The organism is Burkholderia sp. PAMC 26561 (assembly GCF_001557535.2).
GTDB lineage: Bacteria > Pseudomonadota > Gammaproteobacteria > Burkholderiales > Burkholderiaceae > Caballeronia.
In genome coordinates this window covers 610,142-627,727 of sequence record NZ_CP014306.1, presented here as the reverse complement: position 1 = coordinate 627,727, position 17,586 = coordinate 610,142, and the positions used below count along the sequence as shown (strand labels likewise).

Annotated in this window: 15 protein-coding genes; 7 read left to right on the top strand and 8 right to left on the bottom strand. The window is 61.2% G+C overall.

Annotated features, from left to right (window positions below):
* Positions 1–476 precede the first annotated feature (476 nt).
* Positions 477–806: a DUF3579 domain-containing protein gene (locus AXG89_RS02840; protein ID WP_062167829.1), complete on the top strand. Its 330-nt coding sequence runs from the start codon at positions 477–479 to the stop codon at positions 804–806.
* Between the two features lie 168 nt (positions 807–974).
* Here the strand turns inward: AXG89_RS02840 and rpsT are convergent, their stop codons facing one another.
* Positions 975–1,250 (bottom strand): 30S ribosomal protein S20, encoded by a 276-nt coding sequence (gene rpsT / locus AXG89_RS02835; RefSeq protein ID WP_047845158.1) that lies wholly within the window; start codon positions 1,248–1,250, stop codon positions 975–977.
* A gap of 427 nt (positions 1,251–1,677) precedes the next feature.
* On the opposite strand from rpsT, the gene murJ reads away from it, so the two are divergent.
* Together murJ and AXG89_RS02820 are read left to right on the top strand one after the other, a co-directional pair.
* Positions 1,678–3,228, top strand: coding sequence for a murein biosynthesis integral membrane protein MurJ (gene murJ, locus AXG89_RS02825; RefSeq protein ID WP_062167825.1), 1,551 nt, complete (start codon positions 1,678–1,680; stop codon positions 3,226–3,228).
* Positions 3,228–4,073, top strand: coding sequence for a SirB1 family protein (locus tag AXG89_RS02820; protein WP_062167823.1), 846 nt, complete (start codon positions 3,228–3,230; stop codon positions 4,071–4,073). The genes murJ and AXG89_RS02820 overlap by 1 nt, the downstream gene beginning before the upstream one ends.
* 58 nt (positions 4,074–4,131) lie before the next feature.
* Here AXG89_RS02820 and AXG89_RS02815 read toward each other — a convergent pair whose 3' ends face one another.
* The 5 genes from AXG89_RS02815 to lpxK all read right to left on the bottom strand — a co-directional run bounded on the left by AXG89_RS02815 (position 4,132) and on the right by lpxK (position 8,017).
* Positions 4,132–4,890, bottom strand: coding sequence for a 3-hydroxyacyl-CoA dehydrogenase (locus AXG89_RS02815; RefSeq protein WP_062167820.1), 759 nt, complete (start codon positions 4,888–4,890; stop codon positions 4,132–4,134).
* Positions 4,891–5,010: 120 nt separating this feature from the next.
* Positions 5,011–5,673, bottom strand: coding sequence for an adenylate kinase (gene adk / locus AXG89_RS02810; protein WP_062167818.1), 663 nt, complete (start codon positions 5,671–5,673; stop codon positions 5,011–5,013).
* A 296-nt stretch (positions 5,674–5,969) separates the two neighbouring features.
* Complete coding sequence (kdsB, locus tag AXG89_RS02805; protein WP_062167815.1) at positions 5,970–6,779, bottom strand: 3-deoxy-manno-octulosonate cytidylyltransferase; 810 nt, start codon at positions 6,777–6,779, stop codon at positions 5,970–5,972.
* A gap of 34 nt (positions 6,780–6,813) precedes the next feature.
* Positions 6,814–7,020 (bottom strand): Trm112 family protein, encoded by a 207-nt coding sequence (locus AXG89_RS02800; RefSeq protein WP_060858061.1) that lies wholly within the window; start codon positions 7,018–7,020, stop codon positions 6,814–6,816.
* Positions 7,001–8,017, bottom strand: a complete 1,017-nt coding sequence (lpxK, locus tag AXG89_RS02795) for a tetraacyldisaccharide 4'-kinase (RefSeq protein WP_062167810.1) — start codon at positions 8,015–8,017, stop codon at positions 7,001–7,003. Before lpxK ends, AXG89_RS02800 begins: the two co-directional genes overlap by 20 nt.
* Positions 8,018–8,533: 516 nt before the next feature.
* Between lpxK and xseA the strand changes: the two genes are divergently transcribed.
* The 4 genes from xseA (at position 8,534) to AXG89_RS02775 (ending at position 14,494) form a co-directional block, all read left to right on the top strand.
* Positions 8,534–9,910 carry an exodeoxyribonuclease VII large subunit gene (gene xseA / locus AXG89_RS02790; protein ID WP_062170232.1) on the top strand — a complete coding sequence of 459 codons (1,377 nt, stop codon included), beginning with the start codon at positions 8,534–8,536 and terminating at the stop codon, positions 9,908–9,910.
* 241 nt (positions 9,911–10,151) lie between these two features.
* The gene (sodB, locus tag AXG89_RS02785; RefSeq protein WP_062000201.1) at positions 10,152–10,733 is read left to right on the top strand and encodes a superoxide dismutase [Fe]; all 582 of its coding nucleotides are present in this window, start codon (positions 10,152–10,154) and stop codon (positions 10,731–10,733) included.
* Positions 10,734–10,925: 192 nt separating this feature from the next.
* Complete coding sequence (locus AXG89_RS02780) at positions 10,926–12,434, top strand: ATPase domain-containing protein (protein WP_062167808.1); 1,509 nt, start codon at positions 10,926–10,928, stop codon at positions 12,432–12,434.
* Positions 12,435–12,436: 2 nt separating this feature from the next.
* Entirely contained in the window at positions 12,437–14,494 is a 2,058-nt protein-coding gene (locus tag AXG89_RS02775) for a hybrid sensor histidine kinase/response regulator (RefSeq protein WP_062167806.1), read from the top strand.
* A gap of 21 nt (positions 14,495–14,515) precedes the next feature.
* On the opposite strand, the gene AXG89_RS02770 is transcribed toward AXG89_RS02775, so the two are convergent.
* Both AXG89_RS02770 and mdtD read right to left on the bottom strand, forming a co-directional pair.
* The gene (locus AXG89_RS02770; RefSeq protein WP_062167803.1) at positions 14,516–15,790 is read right to left on the bottom strand and encodes an EAL domain-containing protein; all 1,275 of its coding nucleotides are present in this window, start codon (positions 15,788–15,790) and stop codon (positions 14,516–14,518) included.
* A gap of 333 nt (positions 15,791–16,123) precedes the next feature.
* Complete coding sequence (gene mdtD, locus AXG89_RS02765) at positions 16,124–17,572, bottom strand: multidrug transporter subunit MdtD (protein WP_082771325.1); 1,449 nt, start codon at positions 17,570–17,572, stop codon at positions 16,124–16,126.
* Positions 17,573–17,586 lie beyond the last annotated feature (14 nt).

Sequence of the window (17,586 nt, the reverse complement as noted above, 5' to 3'; positions counted from 1 at the left end):
CGAAATAGCCGACGCGGTCCATGGTTGCCTGTCTCGCAGCCCGTCCAGCGCGGTTAAGCGGCTTTGTGTGCAGTGCGGAAAAAGGCCCTCTGCTGTATAATCGGGCTCGTTTCTCCGGCAGTCCTGACACCTGTCGACTGCTACCTGTCGACTGCTTTCAGTACGGCTTCGGAGCGGCCCTTGCATCTCGTCGTACGCTTGAGCGAATGTACCCAGCGGGTTCGCGGACATGCTTTCGCGTTGCTGCCACCAGGAGGCCGCAGAGGAAGCTGAAATCGCGTCGAAATAGGCGTGTCCTGGCTTATTGCACGCTGAGGCAATTCGCGCCGGGCGCCAGGGTTTAACGTCGGAGTTCACGCGGGGCTTAACTGCAACAAGGGTCGGCGAGCCGGGCTCCGTTTCTGCTGGCTCATCTTGCCAATCGTGCATGCGCGTTTGCCGGCGGTTTCCGCTGGTCGTCAAACAGGTATTCCTACATGGCCGAAACAACCCCAACCGAATACTTCATCCAGGGCGTTACGTCGAACGGCAAGACCTTTCGGCCGAGTGACTGGTCGGAGCGGCTTTGTGGCGTGATGTCGGGTTATGGTCCAAAAAAGCGCGGGCCGAATGCCCGACTGACATATTCCATCTATGTACGCCCCACCTTGCTTGGAAACGTGAAGACGGTGATCCTCGATTCGCGGTTGCGCGAGATCGAACCCATGGCCTTTGACTTCGTGATGAACTTCGCAAAGGACAATGACCTGCTCGTGACGGAAGCCTGCGAGTTGCCGCCGCATCACGGAACGCAGCAGCAAGGTTGACAGGGAAGGGCTTCTTCAACGTTGAATACGTGTTGAGGGCGTTTAACAAGTACACGACAAAAAACCCGCCAAGGCGGGTTTTTTCATTGCTGCTTTTCTTGCTCTAGTCCCTCAGCGCAAAAAGCGTGAGCCTGTCACGCCGGAGGCGCGCAGACCGCAACGCGATCCTTAAGCAGCAGGTGCTTGCAGACCCTTGATGGCGGCCGACAGACGGCTCTTATGGCGAGCAGCCTTGTTCTTGTGAACGATGCGCTTGTCCGCAATGATGTCGATGGTCTTGACCGACGTCTTGTAGATTTCCGCAGCCTTGGCCTGGTCGCCGGCGTCGATTGCCTTGCGAACTGCCTTAATGGCCGTGCGGAACTTAGAGCGCAGCGCCGAGTTGTGCGAGTTTGCCTTCGCGCTTTGACGGGCGCGCTTGCGAGCTTGTGCGGTATTTGCCATGACGGTTCCTTATCCTGTTCCAGCTATGTGTTTCAGCGCTTCCCGTTTAGCTTCCGGAGCGAGCCCAGCTCAATGCCGGCCCGGCTCCGCACAAGATAAAACGAGGTCAATCCGATGCGCTGTTTATGATCAAACTCCCGGGATCGATTGCCCGAAAGCGCAAAAAACGTCGAAAGAAGACGCGAAACCGCAGTGCCTGGTAGTTGCTTACCCATGCCGAAAGCGGATTCAGGAGCTTCGAAACCGGCGATTATAGCAACGAAATCATGGGGCTGGCAAGCACCGCACGTTCTGCCGAAGTCGCGGCCCGGCGCCATCGCCGTAGCGGGCAGACTGTACAAGATACCACCGCCGTTGCAAATTCTAACGATTCGGGAATTGTTGCGACGCGTTGTGTTCATGGTGCCGCCCGTATAATGAGCGCCCCATGAATCTAATCCGAGCCCTCCTGACGGTCAGCGGTTTCACGTTGCTTTCGCGTGTAACCGGCCTGATCCGCGAAACGCTGATCGCGCGAGCCTTTGGCGCCAGTCAATTCACCGACGCGTTCTACGTCGCCTTCCGCATCCCGAACCTGCTGCGGCGCCTGTCCGCGGAAGGGGCGTTCTCGCAGGCCTTCGTGCCGATCCTCGCCGAGTTCAAGAACACCGAGGGCCACGATGCAACCAAGGCGCTCGTCGACGCCATGTCGACCGTGCTCGCCTGGGCGCTCGCAGTGATATCGATGGCGGGCGTGGCGGGCGCGTCCTGGGTCGTGTTTGCTGTCGCCTCAGGCCTGGAGCACGATGGCCGCGCGTTCGGCTACGCGGTGACCATGACCCAGATCATGTTCCCGTACATCATCTTCATCTCGCTGACATCACTGGCGTCCGGGGTTCTGAATACGTACCGGAAGTTCTCGCTGCCCGCGTTTGCGCCCGTGCTGCTCAACGTGTCCTTCATTGCGGCGGCGATTTTCCTCGCGCCGCATCTGAAAGTGCCTATCTACGCGCTGGCGTATGCGGTGATTGCCGGCGGGATTTTGCAGTTTCTCGTGCAATTGCCCGGGCTCAAGAAGATCGACATGATTCCGCGCATTGGCTGGAATGTTGTGAAGGCGCTGCGGCATCCGGGTGTGAAGCGCGTGCTGATCAAGATGGTGCCGATGACCTTCGGCGTGTCCGTCGCGCAGCTGAGCCTGATCATCAACACGAATATTGCGTCGCGGCTCGGGCCGGGCGCGGTGTCGTGGATCAATTATTCCGACCGCCTGATGGAGTTTCCGAGTGCGCTGCTCGGCGCCGCGCTCGGCACGATCCTGCTGCCAAGCCTTTCGAAGGCGCATGTGGACAAGGATCCGGTCGAATATTCGGCGCTGCTCGACTGGGGACTGCGCATCACCTTCCTGCTGGCCGCGCCCAGCGCCGTTGCGCTGTTTTTCTTCGCCCAGCCGCTCACGGCGACGCTCTTCGGCTACGGCAAATTCGATGCAAATTCCGTCGTCATGGTGGGCCGCGCGCTGGCCATGTATGGCATCGGGCTCGTCGGCCTGATCCTGATCAAGATCCTTACGCCTGGCTTTTACGCGAAGCAGGACATCAGGACGCCGGTGATCATCGGCATTGTGGTGTTGATCGCGATTCAGTTGAGCAACCTGGTCTTCGTGCCCATATTCGCCCACGCCGGGCTCACCTTGTCGATCGGGCTGGGCGCGTGCGCGAACGCGACGATGTTGTTCATCGGATTGAGGAAGCGCGGGATTTACCAGCCGTCGGCCGGATGGACGCGTTTCTTCGCCCAACTGGTCGGGGCATGCCTCGTGCTGGCGGGAGTGATGCACTGGGTTTCGGGCAACTTCGACTGGATTGGCATGCGCGCTGCGCCGCTGCAGCGCATTGCGCTTCTCGGAGCCAGCCTGGTTGTATTCGCTGCGCTATATTTCGGTATGCTCTCGGCGATGGGCTTCAAATACGCGTATTTCAGAAGGCGAACGATGTGATGACGACGACGCGCATGCTCGACTATTTCACTTCGCTGGTGGCGGAGGACGAAAGCCTGCCCCTCACCGAGGCGGCGTTGTCGCTTGCGCAGGACGCGTATCCCGACCTCGATTTGCAGGGCGTGCTGGCGGAGATCGACGAACTCGTGCTGCGGGTTCGCCGCCGCATGCCGGAGGACGCCGATATCAAGCAGAAAGTCGGCGTGCTGAATCGTTTTTTCTTCCGCGAACTGGGCTTCACCAGCAATCTCAACGATTATTACGACCCGGATAACAGCCACCTGAACATGGTGCTGAAACGCCGGCGCGGCATTCCGATATCGCTCGCGGTCGTGTATCTGGAGATGAGCGAGCAGCTTGGTATTCCCGTGCGTGGTGTGTCGTTTCCGGCGCACTTCCTGCTGCGCGTGACTACCCCGGAAGGCGACGTGATGCTGGATCCGACCACCGGCCACTCGCTCTCCGAATCCGCGATGGTCGAAATGCTCGAGCCTTACGTACAGCGGGTTGGCGAGTCGATTGGCAGCGCGTTGCGCGTGCTGTTGCAACCAGCGACGCGGCGGGAAATCATCGGACGAATGTTGCGCAATCTGAAGAGCATTTATCTTCAGACGGAGCGCTGGCAGCGCTTGCTCGCGGTGCAACAGCGGCTTGTGATACTGATGCCGGGAAGCATTGAAGAGGTGCGGGATCGCGGCTTCGCTTATGCGCGTCTGGATTATCTGCGCCCGGCGATGGAAGATTTGCGTCGATACCTCGATGACCGTCCGGACGCCGAGGACGCAACGGTCGTGGAGACGGAGTTGCACGAACTCAGGCAACGCACGCAGCACGACAGCGACTAAAAATTCTGGCTTTATAAAAACGGCGGCGCATCTTCCAGGATGTGCCGCCGTTGTTCGTTTACTTCGGTTGCATCCGGATTGCCCCGTCCAGGCGGATGACTTCGCCGTTGAGCATGGGGTTATCGAAGATGTGTTTGACGAGCATCGCGTATTCGTTCGGTTTGCCCAGGCGCGACGGGAACGGCACCATGGCGCCGAGCGCGTCCTGCACTTCCTGCGGCATGCCGAGCAGCATGGGCGTTTCGAAGATACCCGGCGCGATCGTCATGACACGAATGCCGTTGCGGGACAGATCACGCGCGATCGGCAAGGTCATGCCAACCACGCCACCCTTCGATGCCGCGTACGCGGCCTGTCCGATCTGGCCATCGTAGGCCGCAACCGATGCCGTGCTGACGATCACGCCGCGCTCGCCGGCCGCGTTCGGTTCGTTCTTCGCCATGGCCGCAGCGCTCAACCGGATCATGTTGAACGTGCCGATCAGGTTCACGCCAATGGTCTTCGCGAACACATCGAGCGAATGCGGGCCGTCCTTGCCGACCGTCTTTGCCGCCGGTGCAATGCCCGCGCAGTTCACGAGTCCGCGCAAACTGCCGAGTTGCGTAGCCGCCTCCACGGCGCGCTGACCATCTTCCTCATGGCTCACGTCGCACTTCACGAGCACGCCGCCGAGTTCCTTCGCAAGCGTCTCGCCGCCGGCTTCGTTCATGTCTGCAATCACAACCTTGCCGCCATGATCGCGGATCAGTCGCGCCGTCGCCGCGCCCAAGCCCGATGCGCCGCCGGTGATGAGAAAAACGTTGTCCTGGATATCCATGCTGTGTACCCCCTCAATGGTGGTGATGTGCGAAGAGATCTGTTAAAGCAAAAAACCCGCTCGGCCAATGAAGCACGAGCGGGTTTCGAAAAGGCGTGCTTGCGGCGCCAGGCGTTGAGATCAGGTCAACGCTTCGAACACGCGCTGACGAATTTCATCGACGGTACCGAGGCCCGAAATACGCCGGTATTCCGGCGCCTTCAAACCGTTGTTGTCGCCGTGCTTCGACCAGTTGTTGTAGTAATCGATCAGCGGCTTGGTCTGCGCCACGTACACGTCGAGCCGCTTCTTCACGGTCTCTTCCTTGTCGTCGTCGCGCTGGATCAGTGGCTCGCCGGTGACGTCGTCACGGCCTTCCTGCTTCGGCGGATTGAACTTGACGTGATACGTGCGACCCGACGCCGCATGGACGCGCCGTCCACTCATGCGTTCGATGATGTCCGAAAACGGCACATCGATCTCCAGCACATAGTCGATGGCAACCGCCGCCTGCTTCATGGCGTCGGCTTGCGGAAGCGTGCGCGGGAAGCCGTCGAACAGATAGCCGTTTGCGCAGTCCGGTTCCTGCAGACGCTCCTTGACGAGGTTGATGATGAGCGTGTCCGGCACGAGCTCGCCCGCGTCCATGAAGCGCTTGGCTTCCACGCCGAGCGGCGAACCTGCTTTCACGGCGGCGCGCAGCATGTCGCCCGTCGAGATTTGCGGGATGCCGAACTTTTCCTTGATGAAGGTGGCCTGGGTGCCCTTGCCGGCGCCGGGGGCGCCCAACAGGATCAAACGCATGGTGATATCTCCGAATCGAATAGAAACCGCTCTCGCTGCGAGGCTTATCTGGCGTCCGGTCGCTATTCACAATGCCCGGGAGACGCCCGAAACGAGGCGCGACGAGCCGAATTCGGGAGACGGCGCGGCACCAGTCGACATGGGCGCTAGGGAGCAAAGGCGCTGACCGGAAGGCTCGCGCTACCGGCCGATTATGCCATGCATCCTCGCTATGGCGACCCGAAAAAAGGCCGCAAAGGCTTGTTATGTGGGGCGTGGCGGGGTTAACGCGAGTTGCCCGGAAGCGGGCCGGCGCGTTAGGAGGAAGCCGGAAACATCGCGCGTACGCGGGCCAGGTCGGTGGGGGTATCGACACCTGGCGGCGGTGCGTCGTTCGTGATCAGAACGGCGATGCGCTCGCCGTGCCAGAGCGCGCGAAGCTGTTCGAGCGCTTCCGCTTCCTCGATGGGCGCGACGCTCAGCGTGGGATAAGCCCGCAGAAACTTCGCGCGATACGCGTACAGGCCGATGTGCCGCAGCACATTGGCCGGAATCGGCGGGCGCGATGCCAGCGCGGCCACGTTCGGCCATTCCTTTTGCCAGGCATCGCGCGACCAGGGAATCGGCGCGCGGGAGAAATAGAGCGCGACGCTTTTTGCATCGAGCACGACTTTCACGACGTTCGGATTGAAAACATCGGCGGGATCGTGGATGGGATGCGCGGCTGTGGCGATCGCGCACGACGGGTGCGCTGCCAGATGCGCCGCCACGTTGCGCACGAGCGCGGGATCGATCAGCGGTTCGTCGCCTTGCACGTTGACCACGATGGTCTCGTCACTCCAGCCGAAATGCGTGGCGACTTCGGCGAGACGATCCGTGCCGTTCGGGTGATCGGCGCGCGTGAGCAGCACGTCGAAGCCGTGTTCCCTCGCGACATGGACCACGCGCGGCGAATCCGTTGCGATCAGCACCTGCAATGCGCCCGACAAACGCGCCCGCTCGGCGACGCGCACGACCATCGGCTTTCCGCCGATGTCGGCCAGCGGTTTGTTCGGCAGCCGCGTGGACGCGAGCCGCGCGGGCACGACAGCAATAAAGGGCGGCACGACCGGCGTGTGGGCGTTCATGTTGGGGCGTTCGCGTCCAGGTGTTCGTTGAGGATCAGTTTCCGCTAACGGGTTTCAACGGATCGACGGGCGTGCCTTCAACCGTCTGACGTGCTTCGTCTGGCAGCATGATGGGAATGCCGTCGCGGATCGGGTACGCGAGCTTGTCGACGTTGCAGATGAGTTCCTGCGCCGCGCGGTCATAGGTGAGCTGGGTCTTGCAAATCGGGCAGACAAGGATTTCAAGCAGGCGTGCGTCCACGAATTTTCTCCACGACTAATGCGATGAGGCGGGGTTTGAGCACGGCTTCCACGGGAACGACCCAGATGCGCGCGTCACGCCAGGCCCCGAATTTTACTGCATCCTTCTCTGTGATCAGGATCGAATCGGCTTCGATGCCGGCAAACGGGTTGTCGCGGTAATCGTAGTGATCGGGGAACGCACGGGTCGAGAGGGTCAGGCCTTCGGCACGCAGCGACGCGAAAAACCGTTCCGGCGATCCGATGCCCGCCGCCGCCCCGATCCGCTCGCCCTTGAACGCGGCGAGCGGACGGCGCACAGCGGGGTCGTCGAGCAGCCAGGCGTCGCCGGTTGTGAGGTCGAGCGAGAACGTGTTCGGCCACGGCGGCAGCGCGCGTTCGTACGGGCTGTTGATCAGGGTGGCGTCGCGATGCCGCGACATCGATTCACGCAGCGGGCCAGCCGGAAGCAGGAATCCGTTGCCGCCGAGGCGGTCATCGAACACCACGAGCTCGAAGCTGCGCGCCAGGCGGTAATGCTGCAGGCCGTCGTCGCTCACGATCACATCCACCGATGGATTCGCCTTCAGCAACGCCTGCGCCGCCGCCACGCGATCCGGCGACACGACGACCGGCGCGTGCGTGCGGCGAGCGATGAGAAGGGGTTCATCGCCGACTTCGGCGGGTTTGCTTTCGGGCGTGACAAGCGTGGCTTCATGGATCTTTGCGCCATAACCGCGCGAGACGACGCCCGGCTGGTAACCGGCGGCGCGCAGCGCTTCAACGAGCGCGATCACGGTCGGCGTCTTGCCGGTACCGCCCACGGTGACGTTGCCGACCACGACAACGGGCACGCCAACGTTGGTCTGCTTGATCCAGCCGAGCGCGAAAAACATACGTCGAATTGCAGCGATCAAACCGAAAACAGCGGCAAACGGCGTCAGCGACCACGCGACCCAGCCGCGCCGGCGCCATTCACGGGCGAGGAAATTTTCTATCGGCGGTTTGAAGTCAGACATGGCGCGCGCTCCCTGCACGTCGCGGGAAGGCTCGGGACTGGATGGGCCGATGCTCGAAACATGACGATACTGCTGAGACTGGTGAAACCAAGCTTGACGGCCGGCACCTTTGCATCGGGGCGGTTCTCCTAAAAAGCTGAACGGAAAGCGGTCGGCGGGCGATCCTCGAACCCGGCACTCTAGCGCGGCGGTGCGCTCTGCGCCAGTCGAAGGAAACCGGTCTGCTTCTGCAGTTTTACACAGACGGTCCTGTGGATAACTCTGTGAACAAGTTGGCGTGCATTGGCGGGAATTCGGCCTCTGGTCGGACTAACGTCGGCGAACAGCTCTTCGGGAAATAAGAAAGGCATTCAAAACAAAGGCTTAAAGCGCGTTCATGTGAATTTCATATTCGTGTGTGCGTGTTTTCGGTAACTTGTGCGTTGTGGACACTTGCTACACTTCGCCAGCCGAATGGACGTCCGTTCGCCCGAATTTCGACCCGTAGACACCGCAATCAACCGGCCTTTTCCTTCGATGAGCACCGATCCATTCTCTAAACCAGACCCCGCTGGCGCCGACGCGGTCATTCCCGTTTCAGCGCTCAATCGCGCGATTGGTTCAATGCTCGAGCGCTCGTTTCCGTTGGTGTGGGTATCGGGCGAAGTCTCGAATTTTACGAAAGCGGCGAGCGGTCACTGGTATTTCTCGATCAAGGATGCGCAGGCGCAAATGCGTTGCGTGATGTTCCGTGGCCGCGCCCAGTACGCCGAGTTCACGCCGCGCGAAGGCGACCGGATCGAGGTGCGCGGGCTCGTCACCATGTACGAACCGCGCGGCGAGCTGCAACTCGGTGTAGAAGCGGTTCGACGGACTGGGCAAGGGCGCTTGTATGAAGCGTTCCTAAGACTCAAGGCGAAGCTCGAAGCCGAAGGTTTGTTCGCCGCCGAGAGAAAGCGCGCGCTGCCGCAGCATCCGCGCGCAATCGGTATCGTGACGTCGTTGCAGGCGGCCGCCTTGCGCGACGTGCTGACGACGCTTTCGCGCCGCGCGCCGCATGTGCCGGTGATCGTCTACCCGGCGCCGGTGCAGGGCGCGGGCGTGGCCGCAAAACTCGCCGCCATGGTCGACGACGCCAGCGCACGCCGCGAAGTCGATGTGCTGATTGTTTGCCGGGGCGGGGGTTCCATCGAAGACTTGTGGGCGTTCAACGAAGAAGTCCTTGCGCGTGCGATCGCCGAAAGCGCGATGCCCGTTGTCAGCGGCGTAGGGCACGAGACGGATTTCACTATCGCCGATTTCGCCGCCGATGTCCGCGCGCCCACGCCCACGGCAGCGGCCGAACTCGTCAGCCCGCAACGCGTGTTGCTGCTGCGCGATCTGGATCATCGGCATGCATCGCTCGCACGCGGTTTCGGCCGGATGATGGGGCGGCGCGCGCAGCAAATCGACTGGCTCGCGCGCCGGCTCGTTAGCCCCACCGAGCGGCTCGAACGCCAGCGCGTTCACTTGCGGCAATTGACAGCGCGACTTGCGTCGGCGGGAGCGCGTCCGGTGCGTGACGCTCGCGCACGCTTTGCGCTCGTGCACATGCGCTGGCAACGCTGGCGTCCTGATCTCGCCGCCGAGCGTGAACATCTGATGCGGCTCGCGCAGCGCCTAGGCGACTCGCAGGGGCGCAGGCATGAACGTGCGGCGGCGCGGGTGTCGGAGTTATCGGCGAGATTGCAGGTGCTGAGTCCGCAACGCACGCTCGAGCGTGGCTACGCCGCGTTGATCGATGCCCAAACGGGGCGCGCGGTGCGTTCACCGAATGCGCTGAAGCCGAAGCGGCCGCTGACCGTGCATCTGGCAGAAGGCGCGGCGGATGTCTTGCTCGCCGATGTACAACCCCGTTTATCTGACGAATTCTGAGCGCGGCACGCTCCATGCGCGCAATGAAGAGGGCTGCGGATCACGTTTCCAAAGGCCCGTAGTTTTGACGGGCTAGCGTGTCTGCAGGAGCGTTTTTTACGCGGCTGCCATGGCTTCGTAATCGATCATGCTCATAAAAACCCGCAATTTGCGGGGTTATCCCAACTCGCCTACAATCGAGTGCTCTATTGCTTCACTCCTCACGTCCCCCGATAATTCAACATAGAAGGAAGCTCGCACCATGGAACATACCCTCCCGCCGTTGCCGTTCGAAAAGAACGCGCTTGCTCCGAACATGTCGGAAGAAACGCTTGAGTATCACTATGGCAAGCATCATCAAACCTATGTGACGAACCTGAACAAGCTGATTCCGGGTACTGAATTCGAAAACCTGCCGCTCGAAGAAATCGTCAAGAAGGCATCGGGTGGCGTGTTCAACAACGCAGCCCAGGTCTGGAACCACACGTTCTTCTGGAATAGCCTTTCGCCCAAGGGTGGCGGTGCTCCCGCCGGCGCGCTCGCCGACGCGATCAACGCCAAGTACGGGTCGTTCGACAAGTTCAAGGAAGAGTTCGCGAAGGTCGCAACCGGCACTTTCGGTTCGGGCTGGACGTGGCTCGTGAAGAAGCCGGATGGCTCGCTCGATATCGTCTCGACCAGCAATGCCGCTACGCCGCTGACCACGGACGCGAAGGCGCTCCTGACCATCGACGTTTGGGAACACGCGTATTACATCGACTATCGCAATGCGCGTCCGAAGTTCATCGAAGCATTCTGGAATATCGCGAACTGGGAATTTGCATCGAAGAATTTCGGTGCCTGAGCTTTCACAAGCTCTTTGATTCGTCAGCAATAACCGTTCGGAACGGCATGGGGTCTAAAAATTCACGCCGTGTCCGAAATAAAAAGCCCTCTACATAGAGGGCTTTTTGCATTAAGCGTCCGCCGAAGGTGGGCCTGTTCCTTGCTCCTGCCTTGCGGTATTGCGAAAGCGTGCATAGCGACAATCAATATTATGAGAAACAAACGCCAGCCGGTGCCTGCTACGCCACGTATGTCGACCGGCGTTGACGGACTCGACAACATCCTGGGCGGGGGCCTGACGCCTAACCGCGTCTATCTGGTGGAAGGGTCACCGGGGGCGGGCAAAACCACCTTGGCGCTGCAATTTTTACTCAAGGGCGCAGAGGTGGGCGAGGCCGGGCTTTACATCACGCTCTCCGAGACGCGCTCGGAACTGCTCGCCGTAGCTGATGCCCATGGCTGGGAAGTCGACGCAATTTCCATTGTCGAGCTGCTTTCGGACGAAGGACTGGACCCCGAGTACGAACAGTCGATATTGCATCCGGCGGAAGTGGAGCTTGGTGAGACCGTCAAGAGTGTGATGCACCAGGTCGAGGCGATCAAGCCTGCCCGGATCGTGCTGGACAGCTTGTCGGAATTGCGGCTGCTTTCGCAGAATCCGCTTCGATACCGCCGGCAAATCCTTGCGCTTAAGCGCTACTTCGCAACGCGCGACTGCACGGTCCTCCTGCTCGACGACAACACCTCCGACCCAAGCGACCTTCAGCTTCACAGCATCGCGCATGGCGTGGTCAGCCTGGATCAGCTGGTACACGATTACGGCGGCGCGCGCCGGCGGCTGCGCGTTGCAAAGATGCGTGGCCTCAAGTTTCGCGAGGGGTTCCACGATTTCACGCTGGAGACGGGTGGTATCGATGTGTATCCGCGGCTCGTCGCGGCCGAACATCACGCGGAATTTTCCAGCACGCCGTTGAGCACGGGATCGGAGGGCCTTGACGCGTTGCTCGGCGGCGGCCTCATTCCTGGCACGAACACGTTGCTGATCGGACCATCGGGCGTGGGGAAAACGACCACCGTGGTGTGCTGCCTGATGGCGGCGCTAAAGCGCGGCGAGCGCTGCATGTACTACCTCTTCGATGAAACCCTCCGCACGCTCTTGCTGCGTTCGAAGGCGCTCGGCATGGACGTCTCGCCGTTCCTTGAAAGCGGCCAGCTAACCTTGCGCCAGATCGATCCGGCCGAGATGTCGCCGGGACAGTTCACAAGCGATGTGCGCGAGGCCGTGGAAGATGAGGGCGTGCGCTATGTGGCCATCGACAGTTTGAATGCGTACCTTCAGGCGATGCCTGGCGAGCGTTATCTGTTGTTGCAGATGCATGAACTGCTCGGCTACCTGAACCAGCGCGGCGTGGTGACCATGCTCGTGCTCGGGCAGCATGGAATCGTGGGCGAGGTGGAGACGGATATCGATATCAGCTATCTCAGCGATACCATGATCCTGTTCCGCTATTTCGAGCATCAGGGCGAAGTCCTAACCGCGCTTGCGGCTGTCAAGAGCCGTGGCAGCGCACACGAGCGCACGATCCGGCAATTCCGGCTGGCTCGCGGAGGGATAGAAGTGAGCGAAGCGCTGCGCGATTTTGATGGCGTGCTGGCCGGACTGCCGTCGTATCGTGGCGACACCGAGATCCTCGGGCGTGTCGATCGTAAGGACGCGTAGCCGTGGAGAACCGAGTCCTGATCCTTGCCCCCCGCGGCCGAGATGCCGACGTCATCGGTGAAGTCCTGAGCCGCGACGGCCGCAAATGTCTGGTGTGCACCGACGCAGCAATGCTCAATGCCGAACTGCGCGCAAGCGCGGGCACGGCGTTGATTGCTGAAGAAGCCCTCACCGACGAGGACATGCCGCAGTTTTTCCACTGGCTCGAACAGCAGCCGACCTGGTCCGATTTCCCACTCATCCTGCTCGCCACGAAACGCATGGAACGGCGTCCAAAGCACGCGCTCGAGTTGCTCGAAAAGCTCGGCAACGTGATTGTGCTCGAACGGCCGCTGCATGCCGAAACTTTGCGGCGCGCGGTGGCGTCTTCGTTGCGCGCGCGGATGAGGCAGTACGAGGCGCGGCGTCAGCTTGTCGAGCGCGTTGAATCGCAGGAGCGGTTGCATCTGGCGCTCGCGGCCGGACGGCTGGGATCGTGGGAACTCGATGTCGAGACTGGCGCGCTGCGCTCAACCGAGGCGTTTCGCAAGATCTTCGGGCTCAAGGCGCCGACTGTGGATTACGCGCAGCTCGTGGAAGCAATTCATCCTGAAGACCGCGAGATGCGTCACAGGGCGCTCGAACGCTGCATCGAAGAGAACACGAATCTCTCGGTGGAATATCGGGCGATGTGGCCGGACGGATCGATACATTGGGTCGAGTCACGCGGCCATCCAATGCGCTCTGTAAATAGTACGACCGGCGCAGTGACGACGAGAATCATCGGTGTATCGCTGGATGTCACCGACCGGCATGCGGTCAACGAAAAGATCCTCGCAAGCCAGCTCGTGGTCGAGCGTCTTAACGACACCCTGGAAAGCCGGATCGCCGAGCGGACGCAGGAACTGGCGTCGGCGAACGACCGACTCATGAAGGAAATCAACGAACGCGCAAAGGTCCAGGCGGTGCTCGTGCAGGCGCAAAAAATGGAAGCGCTCGGGCAACTGACGGGTGGTATCGCGCACGATTTCAATAACCTACTGAACGTGATCATGGGCAACGCCGAACTGATCACGCGCGTGAGCCGCGACGAGCGCGTGCAGAACATGGCGCAGACGGTTAAGCGCGCAACCGAGCGTGGCGCCAAGCTCACCGGTCAGTTGCTGACGTTTTCACGCAGCAGCAATCTGGATCTAAAGGCCATAGACGTCATTTCGATGCTGCATGGCATGCGCGACATGCTGGCGTTATCGCTGGGAACGGGCATTCATTTCGGCACGCGTTTCAACGTGGACGAAGCCTGGACCGACGCAGATGCCAACCAGCTCGAACTCGCTGTGCTGAACCTAGGAATCAACGCGCGCGACGCGATGCCTGACGGCGGCCTGCTGACGATCACTGTGGACCGGCGCGCCTCGCCGGACAAAACCGTTCCGGCGGGGCAGTACGTGGTAATCGGCGTAAGCGACACTGGTACAGGCATTGCCCCGGAGTTGCTCTCACGCGTTTTCGATCCGTTCTTTACCACAAAGCCGGTGGGCAAGGGCACGGGCCTCGGCTTGAGCCAGGTTTACGGGATTGCGACGCAGGCCGGCGGCACGGCGCGGATCCACAGCGAAGAAGGCAAGGGCACGACCGTTGAACTATGGCTGCCTCTGCGCGAGCGGCACGTGGCCGAAGTCACCGTGCCCGAGCCATTCGAAGAGCGCTCGGACAGACATCAGCGGATCCTTGTCATTGAAGATGACGTCGATGTACGGAACTTCCTCGTCGACTGCCTGAAGATGCTCGGATATACCGTGACAGAAGCAGCCCAGGGGCGGCTTGGGCTCGAGCGGCTGCACAAAGATAACCCCGACCTGCTGATGGTCGACTTTGCGATGCCCGGCATGAACGGGCTCGAAGTGATTTCCGAAGTGAAGCGCACGCACCCGCAATTGCCGGTGATCCTGGCGACCGGATACGCAGACGTGGATGTATCGAAAGAACGAGTGGATGGGTACGCGGTACTCAGGAAGCCGTTTCAAATCGGCGATCTCGCGCGCACCGTGAAGGCGGCGTTGATGGCGGCGCCTGCCTGAAGATCGATGCTCGGCGCAGACTTAGCGCCGTTGCGTCGTTACGTCCCAGTTGATGTCCACGCACAGTACTTCGATGCCGCGCGGCGTCGATGCAGCGATCGACGCCGTCACGCATAAGTGCGCTTCGTTGATCGACAGATACGGCGCCGTCAGGTGAACACGATCAGGCGTGCGCAGCGCCTCGATGAAATACGGCCGGCGTTCCCAGCTCGCGCCTTCCGAATGCAGTAGTGGCCTGAAACGCTTCGCGCGCTGCGATGCACGCGCGGCCGGCAAGATGTTGTCGCCTATCTGGCGGCCGGAGGCATCGAGTAGGAAGCAGCGTGCCGTTTCGTGGAGTTGGAGGAGGCCACGGGTTGCATCGGCGAGACCGGCGCCCTCCACCAGTCGCCCCGCCGCGCCTTCGAGTGCGCCTACATAGGGGGCGAGCCGCGCTGATTGCGCCCGCTCACGCGCGGCCACGCGTTCACGCGATGCAGCCGACAACGCGTCCATCACGCCTTGTGCCGCTTGCGGCTTCACAGCTTCCACGCTCGGGCCCGCGAAGTACGCGCCCTGCACGAAATCGACGCCGCACTCCAGCGCGATGAGCGCATCGCGTTCGGTGCTCAGTCCGCCCATCAGCACGAGCTGACCCGATTCATGCAGCAGCGAAACCAGTCCCGGCAATACCCGCTCGATATGCGAATGCTCGCTTGCCTGCTGCAGGATGCATCGGTCGAGCGTCACAATATCCGGCCGCAGATGCCACACGCGGTCGATATTCGAATGCTTTACGCCGAAGCCATCGAGCGCGATCAGGAAGCCGGACTTGCGCAATGAATCGATGATCTCTGCAAAACGCGTCGTCTCGCCGCCGGCCTGTTCGGGCACTTCGAGCACCACGCGTTGGGGCGGCAGCCCGACATTTTTCAGCGATGCGAGGAGCGCGTCGCCGTAACTCGTGTCCATCAATGCCGCCGGATGAAGGCTTAGAAAGAGCCATTCGTCGTTGCTGTCGAAGGAAAAGAAGTTGCCCAGATGCAGTGATTCGGCGAGACGTCCGAGTTCCAGCAGGTCGCCGCGCCGCGCTGCCTGTGTGAACACCTCGTGCGATGGCACCTGGCGGCCGGTGTCGTCGCGGGCGCGCAGTGATGCGTGATATCCGATGGCGCGCCGGTGCGACACCGAGAAGACGGGCTGGAACACGCTGAACACGGTGTATTCGCCGTACAGGACCGTGCGCCGCGAGCCTTCGTCGCCTGCGACGGGGCGGGGCGGCTGAAAGCCGGGAGGGTCGATATCAACCATGCTCATGGTGTTTTGGCAGGTGTTCGAGCGCGGCTCGGGTGGGAGAGAACATCGGACCGCACTAGTTTACAGGATAGGACCCCTCCCTCAAGAGCAAGAAATATGCGCATTTGAGGTTATCTCGAGAGGGGGGTGCCTATCGGGCGCTGGGTGAGGCGCCGCTCGGTTCGTGTGGTGATAGTGAGGCGATGGTTGCACGTTTCTGGTGCGGGCGAAGTCCGCGTTCGCACAGGTTCAGGGTTTCGCAGAGGTGATGAAGTGCTTGGTACTTGCGGTTTTGGTTGGCACCTCGACCCGCATTCGATAGTAATGATCTTGCGCGAGAGAGTCCGCGGTGAATCAGTGTGCCTCCGACGGATCGGTCTCAGTACTTTTCACTGCCCGAATCTCCGGGGCGAGCTGCGCGAAAATCCACGCTGACGCAGCCGTAATAATCCCTACGCACAAAAACGTCGCGTGAAATGCCGGAAGTGAATTCGTCTCAGTGACCTTCGGCAGAATTCCCGTGAAAGTCGCAAGAACCGCCCCCGCGATGGTCACGCCAAGGCTCATCGAAAGCATCTGCACAAGCGAGAACAAACTGTTGCCGCTGCTCGCGCCCCCCGTGCCAAGGTCCTTCAACGTCAGCGTATTCATCGCGGTGAACTGGATCGAATTGACGCCGCCAAAGAATGCCAGTTGGATCAACCGCACCCAAAGCGGCTGCTCGGCGTTCGTCAGCGAAAAGCTTGCCATGGTCAGCCCCACCAGCACCGTGTTGACCACCAACACCCTCCGATACCCCCGCGCCATGATCAGCTTCGTCACGATCCGCTTCGATACCATCCCCGCCGCCGCTACGGGAAGCATCATCAATCCGGCCTCGAACGCGGAATAACCCAGACTTACCTGCAGCAGCAAAGGCAACAGATACGGCATTGCGCCGCTGCCAATGCGCGCGAACAGATTGCCCAGCAAACCGACACTGAACGTGTGGATCTTGAACAGATCAAGCGAAAAGATCGGCTGCGGGACGCGCACCGCATGCAGCCCGTAAGCGACAAAACATGCAAGGCTCAGCACCAGCAACACTAGCACGATGGCGTGCTGCAAGCCGAGATCGGCGAGGCCATCGAGCGAGATGGTCAGCGCCACCATGCCGACAGCCAGCAGCAGATATCCGGCGAGATCGAACGGGGCGGTGGCAGGGTTGCGGCTATCGGGCATGAAAAGCCGGGTCGCAATGCAGCCGATCACACCCACAGGCACGTTGATCAGGAAGATCCAGTGCCACGATGCAATCTGCACAATCCACCCCCCTAGCGTCGGCCCGATGAGCGGCCCAATCAACCCGGGAATCGCCACAAACGATAAAGCCGGTAAATATCGTTCCGCGGGAAAGACGCGCAGCACGGCAAGCCGCCCGACTGGGAGCAACATGGCGCCGCCCACGCCCTGTACCACGCGATAAACCACCAGTTGCATCAGCGTATGGGCGTTCGCACAAAGCAGCGAGCCAATGGTGAAGATGAGGATCGCGCTAAAGAAGACGTGCCGGGTGCCGAACTTATCGGCGAGCCAGCCGGAGAACGGGATCACGGTCGCCATGGTCAGCGAGTACGCGATCACGACACCCTGCATGCGCAGTGGCGCCTCGCCGAGGCTGCGAGCCATGGCGGGCAGCGCCGTATTGACGATGGTCGAATCGAGCGTCTGCATGAAAAAGCCGGTGGCGACGAGCCACAGCATGATCGTGAGCGCTTGCGGGGAAGGAGAGGACGGAACGTTCGAGCGGATTGTGTCGGGCATGAAGGCGGCCGGCG

What these genes read in the sequence shown, in the direction of transcription:
- xseA (WP_062170232.1), top strand. Translation starts at nt 8,534, where the DNA reads ATGAGCACCGATCCATTCTCTAAACCAGACCCCGCTGGCGCCGACGCG.
- kdsB (WP_062167815.1), bottom strand. Translation starts at nt 6,779, where the DNA reads ATGAACGCCCACACGCCGGTCGTGCCGCCCTTTATTGCTGTCGTGCCC.
- AXG89_RS02815 (WP_062167820.1), bottom strand. Translation starts at nt 4,890, where the DNA reads ATGGATATCCAGGACAACGTTTTTCTCATCACCGGCGGCGCATCGGGC.
- sodB (WP_062000201.1), top strand. Translation starts at nt 10,152, where the DNA reads ATGGAACATACCCTCCCGCCGTTGCCGTTCGAAAAGAACGCGCTTGCT.
- lpxK (WP_062167810.1), bottom strand. Translation starts at nt 8,017, where the DNA reads ATGTCTGACTTCAAACCGCCGATAGAAAATTTCCTCGCCCGTGAATGG.
- adk (WP_062167818.1), bottom strand. Translation starts at nt 5,673, where the DNA reads ATGCGTTTGATCCTGTTGGGCGCCCCCGGCGCCGGCAAGGGCACCCAG.
- AXG89_RS02770 (WP_062167803.1), bottom strand. Translation starts at nt 15,790, where the DNA reads ATGAGCATGGTTGATATCGACCCTCCCGGCTTTCAGCCGCCCCGCCCC.
- AXG89_RS02780 (WP_062167808.1), top strand. Translation starts at nt 10,926, where the DNA reads ATGAGAAACAAACGCCAGCCGGTGCCTGCTACGCCACGTATGTCGACC.
- mdtD (WP_082771325.1), bottom strand. Translation starts at nt 17,572, where the DNA reads ATGCCCGACACAATCCGCTCGAACGTTCCGTCCTCTCCTTCCCCGCAA.
- murJ (WP_062167825.1), top strand. Translation starts at nt 1,678, where the DNA reads ATGAATCTAATCCGAGCCCTCCTGACGGTCAGCGGTTTCACGTTGCTT.
- AXG89_RS02840 (WP_062167829.1), top strand. Translation starts at nt 477, where the DNA reads ATGGCCGAAACAACCCCAACCGAATACTTCATCCAGGGCGTTACGTCG.
- rpsT (WP_047845158.1), bottom strand. Translation starts at nt 1,250, where the DNA reads ATGGCAAATACCGCACAAGCTCGCAAGCGCGCCCGTCAAAGCGCGAAG.
- AXG89_RS02820 (WP_062167823.1), top strand. Translation starts at nt 3,228, where the DNA reads ATGACGACGACGCGCATGCTCGACTATTTCACTTCGCTGGTGGCGGAG.